Here is a 1,979-nt window from a genome sequence, read left to right as displayed (position 1 = left end):
ATCGCAAATCCAACATCGCAAATCCAACATCGCAAATCCAAAATCGAGAATCTCAGAAAAAGCCAAGGGCCATCCCCGCAAGCAAAACAAAGCCGACCCAGACGTTTTGCCGAAAGATCTGTCCATAGAGGGCGGGGTTTGGGGCGACGGTGCGGGTGCGACGGAGGCGGAGGTATTGCCAGATCCACAGGGCGATCGCCCCCAATAGCGCCATCCAATAGACCCAGCCCAGCGCCATCAAGCTACCCAGTTTTCCCAGCAGCACCGCCGTCGCCGTAAAAAATGCGCCCACCGCCTGCGCCGCGTATCGCCCAAAGAAAATTGCGCTGGAATTGACCCCGACGCGCAAATCGTCTTCCCGGTCGGCCATGGCGTAAACGGTGTCAAACCCCAGGGTCCACAGCACCGTCGCGCCCCACAGCAGCCAGGTTTCCGGCTCCAGCGTGCCCGTTACCGCGCTCCAGCTAATCAGCACGGCAAAGCCCCACGCCAGCGACAGCACCAACTGCGGCACCGGAAACACCCGCTTTGCCAGCGGATACAGCACGATTACCGGAACCGCCGCCACGCAGAGCCAAAAGCTGAGCGGGTTTAGATACAGCGACAATCCGTAGGCGCAGAGCATCGACACCAGCGCTACCGCGATGCCCGTCCGCACCGACAGCGCCCGCGAGGCCAGGGGCCGGGTTTTGGTGCGCTGCACCTGCGGATCAATGTTGCGATCCCACAGGTCATTAATCACGCAGCCCGCCGCGCTGGTGGCCAGCGTCCCCAGCACGATCACCCCAACTAAAATCGGCGGCGGATTGCCCCGCGCTGCCAGCACCACCGCCCACAGCGCCGGAATCATCAAAATGAGCCGTCCGGCGGGCTTGTCCCAGCGCAAGAGGCGAACCACCTTCAGCCAAGTCGGTTCGGGTTGGGGCGAGGGATGAGTCACCATAGGTTGAGTTGCCAAAAGCTTTGGGGAATGAATGCGTTTATCCTTAGCCTACAGGGTTGCAGGCGATGGCGGAAAGATAAAGAAATGAGGAAATCGAGAATTCAGTTTGCAACCGGATTCACCCCCATTCAGTTTCTAGAATAGAGACAAAGACGATAGGACTTACGCAGTTGAACGATTTCTCGCGGGCCGCGCCCGCGAGAAATCGTTCAAAACCCAAAGAGCCTATCGCAAGTGCGTAGGTCCTGAACGAATTCATCCAGTTATTGGAGCGCTATGACTGACGTTCGCAATCCTTCCTTCCCAGATGCTATGAGTTCGTCAGCCAGCGCACCCTATTTCGTGATTTACGACGGCAACTGCAATCTCTGCGTCAATCTGGTGAAACTGCTGGAATCGCTGGATCGCGGCCAGATGTTTCAATATGCACCAATGCAGGATGAACCGACGCTGGCGCAGTTTGGCATTACGCCGCAGGACTGCGAAATGGGAATGATTTTGCTGCGGGCAGATGCGCCGGAGGTGCGCTGGCAGGGCAGTGATGCAGCCGAAGAGATTGGGCGACTGCTGCCGCTGGGCAACGGGTTTGTCGCAGCCTATCGGGCGCTGCCAGGGGTGAAGTGGGCGGGCGATCGCCTCTATGAACAAGTCCGCGACAACCGCTATGCGTTGTTTGGCAAGCGCGATCGCCTCTACCAGTCTGCCTATCCGATTTGCGGACTGGGCGACTGCAATTTGCAACCCGATGGCTCCCCGCAGGAGTCGAGCCAGCACAACACCTAGCCAGCAATAAACGTGTTATGGACTTAGCCCAGCCAAACGGGGCTTTTGCAGAGATGCTTTAGGCGGAGGTAGCCGTTCGTTAAAATAGCGGCATCTCCTTCGATGCTTTAAGAGGATGTTTGAAAAGTCCTACTGTTTGTAGCAAAGCGTGCAAGATCCCCCTAAATCCCCCTTAAAAGGGGGGCTTCAAGGCGGTTTCCCCCTTTTTAAGGGGGGCTAGGGGGGATCTCTGAGTGCTTAACATTACAGGCAA

The 1,979-nt window shown here is 57.5% G+C and carries 2 protein-coding genes; one reads left to right on the top strand and one right to left on the bottom strand.

The window, feature by feature from the left end; translation table 11 throughout:
• Positions 1-52 precede the first annotated feature (52 nt).
• Entirely contained in the window at positions 53-943 is an 891-nt protein-coding gene (locus tag IGS51_RS12560; protein ID WP_297078702.1) for a 4-hydroxybenzoate solanesyltransferase, read from the bottom strand.
• 312 nt (positions 944-1,255) lie between these two features.
• On the opposite strand from IGS51_RS12560, the gene IGS51_RS12555 reads away from it, so the two are divergent.
• A complete protein-coding gene (locus tag IGS51_RS12555) occupies positions 1,256-1,726 on the top strand; it encodes a thiol-disulfide oxidoreductase DCC family protein (protein WP_297078701.1) in 471 nt (156 codons plus the stop codon).
• Positions 1,727-1,979: the final 253 nt, after the last annotated feature.

It is taken from the genome of Thermoleptolyngbya sp. M55_K2018_002 (assembly GCF_015295965.1).
Taxonomy (GTDB): domain Bacteria; phylum Cyanobacteriota; class Cyanobacteriia; order Elainellales; family Elainellaceae; genus Thermoleptolyngbya; species Thermoleptolyngbya sichuanensis.
This window is presented reverse-complemented; position numbering and strand designations above follow the sequence as displayed.